Origin of the sequence: Cognatundibacterium luofuense (genome assembly GCF_018139685.1) — a bacterium.
Taxonomy (GTDB): Bacteria; Pseudomonadota; Gammaproteobacteria; order Burkholderiales; family Burkholderiaceae_D; genus Undibacterium; species Undibacterium luofuense.
Genome location: NZ_JAGSPN010000332.1, coordinates 1 through 353, shown reverse-complemented (window position 1 = coordinate 353; position 353 = coordinate 1). Strand labels below are relative to the sequence as shown.

Genomic DNA, 353 nt, shown 5'->3' with positions numbered 1-353 from the left:
CATTTTTAAATACACGGCGGCCGATGAATTTCGGTTTCACCGGTGCTTCCGCGCCGCTGAATGAAACCCGCATCTTATTGGCGCGTGCCTGTTCCAGCGTCAGCATAGGCGTGGTTTTTTTATTCGCATGCTGAATCCGGATACGTTCGTAATCGCTGCCGAGTTCGGTGATGTATTGCTCGCGGCTTTCCGGGGTCAGCAGCGATTGCGCGACTGATACGGAGCGCGAGGCATCCGGTACATACACGACCGGACCTTCATAATTCGGCGCTATCTTGACGGCAGTATGGGCGCGGCTGGTGGTGGCGCCGCCGATCAGCAGCGGGATCTTCATCATGCGGAAATGCGGATCG

1 pseudogene is annotated in these 353 nt (G+C 56.7%); it reads right to left on the bottom strand.

The features are described from left to right. Positions 1 to 353: pseudogene (locus tag KDM89_RS20655) on the bottom strand (methionine synthase); the annotation flags it as partial.